The 10003-nt window shown below is 64.0% G+C and carries 11 protein-coding genes and 1 pseudogene; 9 read left to right on the forward strand and 3 right to left on the reverse strand.

Going from position 1 to position 10003, the window contains the following annotated elements:
* Together EN935_RS10595 and EN935_RS10600 are read right to left on the reverse strand one after the other, a co-directional pair.
* Positions 1-305, reverse strand: a pseudogene (locus EN935_RS10595) (glycosyl transferase family 1); the annotation flags it as partial.
* A 10-nt stretch (positions 306-315) separates the two neighbouring features.
* Complete coding sequence (locus EN935_RS10600) at positions 316-1254, reverse strand: GntR family transcriptional regulator (protein ID WP_109664115.1); 939 nt, start codon at positions 1252-1254, stop codon at positions 316-318.
* Positions 1255-1494: 240 nt separating this feature from the next.
* Here EN935_RS10600 and EN935_RS10605 point away from each other — a divergent pair, with 240 nt between their 5' ends.
* From EN935_RS10605 to EN935_RS10645, 9 genes are all read left to right on the forward strand, one after another.
* A complete protein-coding gene (locus tag EN935_RS10605) occupies positions 1495-2559 on the forward strand; it encodes a spermidine/putrescine ABC transporter substrate-binding protein (RefSeq protein ID WP_127264125.1) in 1065 nt (354 codons plus the stop codon).
* A gap of 100 nt (positions 2560-2659) precedes the next feature.
* A complete protein-coding gene (locus tag EN935_RS10610) occupies positions 2660-3502 on the forward strand; it encodes an ABC transporter permease (RefSeq protein WP_127264124.1) in 843 nt (280 codons plus the stop codon).
* Complete coding sequence (locus tag EN935_RS10615) at positions 3495-4289, forward strand: ABC transporter permease (RefSeq protein WP_127264122.1); 795 nt, start codon at positions 3495-3497, stop codon at positions 4287-4289. The genes EN935_RS10610 and EN935_RS10615 overlap by 8 nt, the downstream gene beginning before the upstream one ends.
* A complete protein-coding gene (locus EN935_RS10620) occupies positions 4286-5359 on the forward strand; it encodes an ABC transporter ATP-binding protein (RefSeq protein WP_127373307.1) in 1074 nt (357 codons plus the stop codon). The genes EN935_RS10615 and EN935_RS10620 overlap by 4 nt, the downstream gene beginning before the upstream one ends.
* Before the next feature lie 13 nt (positions 5360-5372).
* Positions 5373-6647 (forward strand): glycosyltransferase, encoded by a 1275-nt coding sequence (locus tag EN935_RS10625; RefSeq protein ID WP_127264118.1) that lies wholly within the window; start codon positions 5373-5375, stop codon positions 6645-6647.
* Positions 6644-6994, forward strand: coding sequence for a cupin domain-containing protein (locus EN935_RS10630; protein ID WP_127264116.1), 351 nt, complete (start codon positions 6644-6646; stop codon positions 6992-6994). Before EN935_RS10625 ends, EN935_RS10630 begins: the two co-directional genes overlap by 4 nt.
* Before the next feature lie 71 nt (positions 6995-7065).
* Positions 7066-7407 (forward strand): cupin domain-containing protein, encoded by a 342-nt coding sequence (locus tag EN935_RS10635; protein ID WP_127264114.1) that lies wholly within the window; start codon positions 7066-7068, stop codon positions 7405-7407.
* Between the two features lie 23 nt (positions 7408-7430).
* Positions 7431-7775, forward strand: coding sequence for a cupin domain-containing protein (locus EN935_RS10640; RefSeq protein ID WP_127264112.1), 345 nt, complete (start codon positions 7431-7433; stop codon positions 7773-7775).
* 20 nt (positions 7776-7795) lie between these two features.
* Positions 7796-9304 (forward strand): aldehyde dehydrogenase family protein, encoded by a 1509-nt coding sequence (locus tag EN935_RS10645; RefSeq protein WP_127264110.1) that lies wholly within the window; start codon positions 7796-7798, stop codon positions 9302-9304.
* Between the two features lie 38 nt (positions 9305-9342).
* Here EN935_RS10645 and bla read toward each other — a convergent pair.
* Positions 9343-10003: class A beta-lactamase (gene bla / locus EN935_RS10650; protein ID WP_127373308.1), on the reverse strand; the 661-nt coding region annotated here is incomplete at its 5' end.

Below are 10003 nucleotides of genomic sequence, written 5' to 3' on the forward strand. Positions count from 1 at the left end.
TGCCAGGTCGGCGCGACATAGGTTTCGAGCTGGTCGATCGGGCTAAGCCTGAAATGCGGCAGGTGCCTGCGCACGAAGGCCTGCCAGTAGCTCTGGCGTTCGCTGTCGCTCAGCGGCTCGTCGGTCGGCAGCTGGTATTCCTGGAAACCATAGTCGGCAAAGACGCCGGAGAAGCCGGCATGGCAGATGAAGACCGGCCGGGCGCCTCTCGCACGCAGCGCCTGCGCGATCCCAACGCAATTCAACGCCGCGCCGAAACTGGCTTCGGGGAACAGCGCGATGGTCGGGCTGGCTTTACGCGTCAATTAATCCTCGTCAATCCGGCCGGCTGATCATGCCGAACAGGGCGGGAGCCCCGCGACTGGCCGCTTGCGGTCGCTGGTTTCGGGAGAGCCGCAGGTGGATGCGAAGCAGATCGGCCGCCACCTCATACTGCAGGCTTTCAAGATGGTCGAGTATAACAAGGTGTTCGCGCAGCGATTGCCGCAACCGGAAGACGTTGACGCCGGCATAAATGCCGGGCAATCGGCGCAGCCTGAGGTGATCGGCCAGCGCGTCGGCAACGAAGCGGTTGGCGCAGCCCTCGGCGAGCATGCCATGAAAATCGATGTCCAGCCGCTGGAACTCACGTGTGTCGAATGCGGCGTCCGGCAGCGCCACCAGCGCTTCCATGCCCTGGCGCAACGTCGCCGCACGCGCCCCGTCCAGCCGGAAGCCCGGCGTCAGGATGGCCGCGGGCTCCAGCAGCAAGCGGAACTCATAGCTGTCGCCTTGCGCCTCCGGATCGTCGGGCGTGCGCCGAAACAGCCAGGATTGGCCAGGCGCACGGTCCAGAAGATTCTCTTCTGTCAGTTTGTTGAGCGCTTTTAGTACCGTCTTGCGCTCGGCACTGTACCGCCGCATCAGCCCCGCGACGGTCACAGTCTGGTCCAGCCGCCGCGCCGACCGGTCGCGCAGGATCGCCTCGGCCAGCTCGTCCTCCTCGGCGGCGGGCAGTTCCGTGGCGACTGAAGCCTGCGCGGTGAGGTCGATCGCCAGATGATACCCGGAATCCGCCTCCCAGCGAACGACACCCCGTTCCGCGAGTAGGCCAAGAGCCGCCCGCACCGGCGTGCGCGAGACATTGCACAGCGAGGCGATCTGCTGCTCCGGCAAGCGTGCGCCGGGCTCAAAACCGCGCTGCCGCGCCACATCCAGGATGCGCTGCGCCAGATCGAGATGGTTGGTGCGAGGTCGTCGGGCTACGGCTTGCATGACTGGTCTCGTGGAAAGCGACATGACCGCATTGATTTGACCGATCGCCAGCGCGGACGCAATCGGCCAGATTCCTCGGTCGCTTGACAAATTATGGATTGACGTACTTTTTTCTGCAATAGTACTGTCAGGACAATCGGCGAGAAAAAGACCGAGGGAACAGGATCGAGGTAGCGGCACGGGTCGCAAGCGTTGGTCCGGCGAATGAAATTCGACGATCAACCGAAATGGGAGTCTGTCATGATCGCTACCAGCCTGCGACGCCGTGCGCTGAAAACATCTTCGATCGCACTTGGCCTGGCCTTGGCGCTGTCCGCGCCGGCGCTGGCTGCCGACCTCGTCATTTCCAACTGGGACGGCTACATGGCGCCCGACGCCATGGCCGCCTTCAAGACCGCAACCGGCGTTTCGGGTGAAGTGGTCGTGCACGCCACCAACGAAGAAATCATGGGCAAGCTGATCGCCGCCGGCGGCAAGGGCTATGACGTGGTCTTCGTCTCCTCGCCCTTCGCCGAGGTGCTGAACAAGCTCGGCCTGACCGAGCCGATCGACCACGCCAAGATCCCGAACCTCACCAATCTCTATCCCGAGGCAACCAAGCTGCCGCACGATGTCGGCAATGCATTCTCGGTCCCCTACACCTGGGGAACCACCGGCCTCTGCTACCGCTCGGATCTGGTGAAGACAGCGCCGACCAGCTGGAGCGACCTGCTCGCCCCTTCCGACGAATTGAAGGGCAAGACCACCATGCTGGCGACCGACCGCTGGCTGCTGGCCGCCGGGCAGCTCGACAAGGGCTATTCGGTCAACGAAACCGACCCGGCCAAGATGGCCGAAGTCAAGGATCTGCTGATCTCGGCCAAGAAAACCCTGCTCGCCTATGACGACACCACCTTCTATTCCAAGCTGGTGTCCGGCGAGGCGCTGATGGTGCAGGCATGGGACGGCTGGTGCAATTACGGCATCGCCGAGAAGCCCGAGATCAAATACGTGATCCCCAAGGAAGGTTCGGACCTCTGGGTCGACACGATGGTGGTGATGAAGGCCTCCGCCAACAAGGACGCCGCCTTCCAGTTCATCAACTTCATGCTCGACGCCAAGAACCATGCCTGGGCGGCGCAGAACATCGACTACAAGGTGCCGAACAAGCCGGCGATGGAAAGCCTGCCGGCCGATTTCCTGGCAAAATTCCCCAATATGGCGATGCCGGTGGCAGATCTCGTCAAGTTCGAGCAGTTGCGTGACGTCGGCGATGCCCAGCGCGACTATTCGAAGATCGTCAGCGAGATCAAGGCGGCGCAGTAGGCGGCGTCAAAACCAGACATCACGGCCGGCGGCGCTTCTGCCGCCGACCCTGAGCGGTAGCCCAGAATTGTCCCAGACCCGACTTCGCTCCTCCCTCCTGATGGCCCCGGCCCTGGCTTGGCTCGCGGCCTTGATGGTGGTGCCGTGCGCGCTGGTGCTGGCGCTCGCCTTCTTTCGGCGCGGCATCTATGGCGGTATCGACTACACCTTCACGCTCGAGAATTTCGGGCTGGTCGTCGACCCGCTCTATGCCGGCATTTTCCTCAATTCGGCGCGTATCGCCGGCACGGCCACGCTGATCGCGGTGGTGATTGGCTATGCCGCCGCCTACGCCATCGCAGCGGCCCCGCGCCGGTGGCAGCCGGTGTTCCTGTTCTTTGCCGTGCTGCCGTTCTGGTCCAATTACCTGATCCGCACCTATGCCTGGATCGTGCTGCTCAACCGCGAAGGCCTGATCACGCAACTCCTGCGCTGGTTCGGCTACACCGGCGAGCCGCCGTCGATGCTCTACACCGAGGGTGCGGTCATCGCAGGCCTGGTCTACAACTATTTGCCCTTCGTCATCCTCGCCTGCTACGCGCCGCTGTCGCGCCTCAACCCGGAACTGGCCGAGGCCTCGCGTGACCTCGGCGCTTCAGCCGCCACCACATTCCGCCGTGTCATCCTGCCGCTGACCGTGCCCGGCATCGCCGCCGGCGCGGTGTTTGTCTTCGTGCTGTCGATCGGCAATTTCGTCACCCCGACGCTGCTCGGCGGCGGCCGTTTCCAGATGATCGGCAATCTCGTCTACGACCAGTTCCTCACCGCCAATGACTGGCCGTTCGGCGCGGCCCTGGCGATGGCGCTGATCGCCATCATGCTTGTGGTGCTGATGGCGCAGGCGCTCGCCGCCAATCGCGCCTCGGGGCACGCCGCGCAAGCCGGTGGAGACACAGATGGCTGAGCGATCCCCCGCGACGCGGCGAGCGCTTTGGATCGTGCTGAGCCTCGTCTTCGCCTTCCTCTACATCCCAATCGCCGTGCTGGTGGCGCTGTCCTTCAACGAAGGCGGGCTGCCGACGGCCTGGTCGGGCTTTTCGCTGAAATGGTATGCCTCGCTGGCCGGCAATTCCGCCATCCTCTCGGCCGCGCTCAACACGCTGATCGTGGCGCTGGTCTCGACCGCGATCGCCACGCTGCTCGGCACGCTGCTGGCGATCGGCATCGAGATGCGCCGGCAATACGGCAAGGGCCTCGAAGCGCTGATCTTCGCGCCGATGATCATTCCCGACATCGTGCTGGCGATCGCGCTGCTCTCGTTCTTCTCCATGCACAACCTGACCATGGGTCTGCACACCATCATCCTCGCCCATGTCGTCTTCAACCTCGCCTTCGTCTGCTCGGTGGTGCGCGCAAGGCTGAAGAGCTTCGACTGGTCTATCGTCGAGGCCTCCGCCGATCTCGGCGCCTCCGCGCTCACCACCTTCCGGCGGGTGACATTGCCGGTCATCGCGCCGGCGGTCATCGCCGGTGCGCTGCTTGCCTTCACGCTCTCGGTCGACGAGTTCATCATCGCCTTCTTCACCGCTGGCGCCGGGCGCGCCTCGACGACGCTGCCGATGCAGATCTACGCGATGATCCGCTTCGGCATCACGCCGGAGATCAATGCGCTGGCGACCATCGTCATGGCGGTCTCGATCACCGCGCTGACCCTGTCGCAGCGGCTCAACCGTGGGATCATAGGCCAATGAGCGAACCGCGCACGCTGCTGGCCATCGACAAGGTGTCGAAGAATTTCGGCCGGGTGACGGCTGTCGACGGCATCTCGCTCGACATAAGGGAGAACGAGTTCTTCGCGCTGCTCGGACCGTCTGGCTGCGGCAAGACCACGCTGCTGCGCATGCTTGCCGGGTTCGAGACGCCCAATGACGGGCGCATCCTGCTCGACGGAAGCGACATCGCGAAAACCCCGCCCAACAAGCGGCCGGTCAATCTGATGTTCCAGTCCTACGCGCTGTTCCCGCATATGAGCGTCCGCGCCAATGTCTCCTACGGCCTTGAGATGGAACGTTTGCCGGCGTCAGAAATCCGCTCCCGCGTTGACGCCATCCTGGCGACGACAGAGCTCGTCCCCTTCGCCGACCGCAAGCCGGGGCAATTGTCAGGCGGCCAGAAGCAGCGCGTCGCGCTCGCCCGCGCGCTGGTCAAGCGGCCACGGCTGCTGCTGCTCGACGAGCCGCTCGGCGCGCTCGACAAGAAACTGCGCGGCGCCATGCAGCTGGAGCTGAAGCGCCTGCAGCACGAGGTCGGCATCACCTTCGTCATCGTCACCCATGACCAGGAAGAATCGCTCGTCATGGCCGACCGCATGGCGGTGCTGAAGGACGGCAAGCTGCTGCAATGCGACACGCCGCACGCGATCTATGAGCATCCGGCCGACCGTTTCGTCGCCGACTTCATTGGCGTGATGAATTTTGTGCCGGGCAAAGCCGCCCCCGATGGGGTTGCAGCCGCGAACGGCGTGCAGATATCCGGCAAGGTTCCCGGAACGCTTTCGCCCGGGGCGTCCGCTGTCGCGTCGGTACGGCCCGAGCGCATCCGGTTGTTCCCATCGGCGGAAACCGCCAACCGCACCACCGGCACGGTCGAGGCGCTGGCCTATCAGGGGCTTGACCTGCAGCTGCATGTCCGCACGCCCCTGTCGCCAAAACCGTTCCTGGTGCGCGTCACCGCTGATGCCGCCGACCGCAGGCCGGTTTCGTCGGGCGACCACGTCGAACTCGGCTGGGACGCCGCCGATGTCAGAATTTTCGCAGAATGACAGGAGAAGCTTGATGGCGCAGAAGACGATCGCGTTTTTTCCAGAAGCCGCCTACGGCCCGGCGCTCAATTCCGTTGGCATCGCCCAGGCGGTCGAGGCTCGCGGCCACAGAGCGGTGTTCCTGTCCGACCCCGGCTTCGTCGATGTCTATAAGGGCTACGGCTTCGAGGCGCATCCGGTGAACCTGTCCGAGCCGATGCCGCCCGAACAGATGGCGAAATTCTGGGAGGATTTCATCAACGGCCACATCCCCAACTTCCGCAAATCGCCCTACGACCAGGTCGACAATTACGTCAAGGATTGCTGGACGGCGATCGTCGACAGTGCCAAATGGGCGCAGAAGGATCTGCCGGGCGTTCTCTCGGCCATCAAGCCTGACGTGATCTGCGTCGACAACGTCATCCTGTTCCCGGCGATAAAGCAGTACGGCAAGCCGTGGGTACGCGTCATCTCCTGCTCGGAAAACGAGATTGAGGATGAGAACATCCCGCCGCATCTGTCGGGCTGCGGCGAGAACGACCATGTCGGGCACCAGCGCTACCGCGACCATTTCAACGCCGTCATCAAGCCGATCCATGACGACTTCAACACCTTCCTCACCGCCAACAACGAGGCGCCCTATCCGATCGGCCAGTTCTTCGAGGCCTCGCCCTATCTCAACCTGCTGCTCTACCCCGAAGCGGCGAAGTTCAAGCGCCGCCATCCGCTCGACCCGGCCAAGTTTCAGTATCTGGAAGGCTGCGTGCGGCAGGAGAAGCCGTACACGGTACCGACCTTCGCGAAAAACAATGACGGGCCGCTGCTCTATGTCTCTTTCGGCAGCCTGGGTGCCGGCGATGTCGAGCTGTTGAAGCGCATTATCGCGACGCTGGGCAAGACTCGCTACCGGGCGCTGGTCAATGTCGGCGGCTACAAGGACCAGTACACCGACGTCCCTGGCAACGTCATCGTGGAGGGCTGGTTCCCGCAGCCCTCGGTGATCCCGCAGGTCGACGCGGTGATCCACCATGGCGGCAACAACTCGTTCACCGAGTGCCTCTATTTCGGCAAGCCCGCGATCATCATGCCCTATGTCTGGGACGGCCACGACAATGCCACCCGCGTCGAGGAAACCGGCCACGGCTTCGGCATGCCGCGCTACGACTGGACCGATGCCGAGCTGATCGCCAGGATCGAAGCCTGCCTGAGCGACCCGGCGATGAAGGCGAAGCTGGCGAAGACCTCGGCACGGATGCATTCGCAGAACGGTCCGGAAAAGGCGGCTGGGTTGTTGGAGAAGTTGCTGTGACCTCCTCCGCACCACACCTCCACCAGGCCTCGACCCGCACCGATCTCGTCGACTGGGGCGTTCAACCCGACGCGCTGGAAGGCGCTTCGCACTCGACCGGCAAACTCGTGCACAAGGGCCCGAACAACCAGCCGGAATCCGGTATCTGGGTCTGCACGCCGGGCCGCTGGCGGCTCAGCATCCCGCGCGATGAATTGTGCCATTTCGTCGCCGGCCGCGCGACCTACCGGTCGGATGTCGGTGAGGTGATAGAAGTCTCCGCCGGGACCGTGGTCATGTTCCCCGCCGGCTGGACGGGCGAATGCACCGTGCATGAGACTATGCGCAACCTCTACATGCTGGCCTGAGAGCATGATCCCGAAAAGTGGGAGCCGGTTTTTCGGACAAGATCATGCTTAAGCAAGAATCGGAGCAAGACATGCCGACACCACACTGGCCGAAGGCCTCGAGAGTGAAACTGGAGGACTGGGGCGCGGGCAGCAACACGCTCGCCGGTTCGCCGCGCGCCTCGGGCAGGATCCTGTCCCAGAACCCGGACGGATCGAGCGAATGCGGCCTGTGGTCGTGCACGCCGGGCACGCGCAAGGTCATCTTTGGCGCCGACGAGTTCTGCCACTTCCTGTCGGGACGCGGCAGCTATATCCATGACGACGGCGAGCAGATCCCGGTCGAGGCCGGCACACTCGTGTTCTTTCCCGCCGGCTGGAGCGGCATCTCCATCATCACGCAAACGCTGACCAAGGCCTTCATGTGCCGGTGAGCTCTCATTTCAAGGAAATCGATATGACCACACCCATCATGAGATCCCCGCTCGCCATGTCAGACCTCGTCGACTGGGGCGTCATCCCGACCATGATCGAGGGTAAGTCCCACACCTCGGGCAAGCTGCTGCACAAGGGGCCGGGGGGCCGTTCCGAATGTGGCCTGTGGGTGTGCACGCCAGGCAAATGGCACTGCCACGTCACCCGCGACGAGTTCTGTCACTTCCTCGAGGGACGCTGCACCTATGTGCATGAATCCGGCGAAGTGATCGAGATCGAGCCGGATACGGCAGCCTTCTTTCCGCAGGACTGGAAAGGCGTCTGCACCGTCCATGAGACGATCAGAAAGGTCTACATGATCCGCTGAGCGGATCTGAGAGGATACCCATGGATTTCTCAGCTGACCGTCCGGCTTTCTTCGTCAACCCCGATTACCGGCCGATGGCTGGCACGAACAAGCCGGTGATCGATCCGGCGACGCTGGAAACCGTCGGCACCATATCGGCCGCTACCGACGGCGAGATCGACGCCGTGCTCACCGCAGCGACCAAGGCGCAGGCCGCTTGGAAAAAGCTCGACGCCAAGAGCCGTGCCAAGCACCTGCATGCCGTCGCCAACGCCATCGAAGCGGCCGATTTCACCCGCTGCGCCGAGCTGATGGTGCGCGAGATGGGAAAGCCCTATCCCGAAGCGATCGGCGAGATCGCCAATTGCGCACCGATCTTCCGCTACTATGCCGAGATGGCGCGCGACGATGCCGGCAAGATCGCCGGCACGACGCAGGCCGGTTCGTTCCAGTATGCGCGCTACGAACCCTATGGCGTATCGGTCCACATCATGCCCTACAACTTCCCGATCCTACTGATGTGCTGGACGGTCGCCGCCTCGCTTGCCGCCGGCAACGCCTGCATCATCAAGCCGGCCGAGGCGACAACGCTGTCGACATCAGACTACATGACCGTGTTCCGCTCGCTGCCGGCAGGCCTGGTCTCCTGCCTGCCCGGTGGAGCGGCCACCGCGCAGGCCCTGATCGCCTCCGATCGCACCCATGCCGTCGCCTTCACCGGCTCGGTCGCCGCCGGCAAGGCGGTGGCGGTGGCCTGCGCCGAGCGCATGAAACCGTGCGTCATCGAGGCCGGCGGCAGCGATCCGCTGATCGTCAGCGAACACGCCCCGCTCGAGGTGGCGGCGGCCGGCAGTGTCACCGCCGCCTTCCACCTCACCGGCCAGGTCTGCACTTCGGCCGAGCGCTTCTTCGTCGTCGATGCCGTGCATGACCGCTTCGTCGAGCTGTTCGCCGAAAGGACACGGGCGCTGCGCATCGGCAACGGCATGGACAAGACCGAGATCGGCCCGCTGGTCAGCGAAGCGGCACGGGCAAAAGTCATGCGCCTGGTTGACGACGCCATCGCGCACGGCGCCAAGGCGGTGACCGGCGGGCGCATTCCGCCGGCGCACAATGTCGGCTGGTTCTACGAGCCAACCATCCTCACCGGCGTCACCCCGGATATGGCCATCGTGCGCGAAGAATGCTTTGGGCCGGTCGCCGCCATCTGCCGGGTGAAAGATTTCGACGAGGCGATCCGGCTTGCCAATGACAGCCCGTTCGGGCTCGGTGCTTCCGTCTTCACCACCGATCTCGCCGAAGCCCACGAGGCAGCCGAGCGACTCGAGGCCGGCATGGTCTGGGTCAACAATCCGCTGATCGACAATGACGCCCTGCCCTTTGGCGGCTGGAAGGCCTCCGGCCTCGGCCGCGAGCTCGGCCGCCAGGGGCTGGATGCGTTCCGCCGCTCGAAGATGGTGATCATCGACCACAAGCCGGCGATCCAGGACTGGTGGTATCCCTACCCCGACAGCTGGTTCCGCGAGACCGGCGGCCGCAAGCACGTATGAGAGGAGCAGCGCGGCAAGGCGCGCTGCTCGATATGAGCTTATGCCTCGATCGCTTCGACCAACGTGCGCGAGACGGAAGCAATCACAGCGTTGCGCTTGGTCAGGCTCTGTTTCGTGCCCGTCAGGTAAACCGACATCAAGATAGGATTGCCGGAAGCCGGCCAGATGACCGCCGCGTCATTGGTACTGCCACGGTCACCGGTGCCGGTCTTGTCGCCGCACCTCCAGCCCTTCGGCAGCCCGGCCCGGATGCGCTCATCGCCGGTCTTGTTGGCCACCAGCCATTCGACAAGCTGCGCCCGGCTCTTGTCCGACAGGCTGTTGCCGAGCGCGAGACGCTCGTAGTCCTCAACCATGGCCAGCGGCGAGGTCGTATCACGCTCGTCGCCTGGCAGCGACTCGTTCAGCTCCGGCTCGATCCTGTCCAGTCTGCTCACACTGTCGCCGATCGAACGCAGATAGGCCGTCAGCTGCGGCGGTCCGCCAAAGGACTCCAGCAGCAGATTGGCCGCGCCATTGTCGCTGACCGTCACGGCGGCCTCGCAAAGCTGCGCCACCGTCATCTCGCCGCCGGCAAACTTCTTGGTCGTCGGCGAATTGGCAATGATGGCGTTGTGCGGGATCTTGATGCTGCGCTCGAGCTGCTCGATGCCGCCATCGACACGATGCAGGATGAGCGCCGCCGCCAGCGTCTTGAAG

It is taken from the genome of Mesorhizobium sp. M7D.F.Ca.US.004.03.1.1, assembly GCF_003998635.1.
Lineage (GTDB): Bacteria > Pseudomonadota > Alphaproteobacteria > Rhizobiales > Rhizobiaceae > Mesorhizobium > Mesorhizobium loti.